General features: G+C 58.8%; 1 protein-coding gene. It reads left to right on the top strand.

The window, feature by feature from the left end:
• Window positions 1-238: AAA family ATPase (locus ACPYOJ_RS36700; RefSeq protein WP_481420590.1), on the top strand; the 238-nt coding region annotated here is incomplete at both ends.

Here is a 238-nt window from a genome sequence, read left to right as displayed (position 1 = left end):
GATCTGATTGAGATCGACGCCGCCTCGCGCACGAAAGTGGAAGATACCCGCGATCTGCTCGACAACGTGCAGTACGCGCCGGCGCGTGGCCGCTTCAAGGTCTACCTGATCGATGAAGTGCACATGCTGTCACGCCACAGCTTCAACGCCCTGCTGAAAACGCTGGAAGAGCCGCCCGCGCATGTGAAATTCCTGCTGGCGACCACCGATCCGCAAAAGCTGCCGGTCACTATTTTGT

The organism is Rhizobium sp. SVR5-9E, from assembly GCF_056755095.1.
The sequence above is the reverse complement of the archived record's forward strand: the minus strand, read 5'-3'. Positions and strand labels throughout refer to the sequence as shown.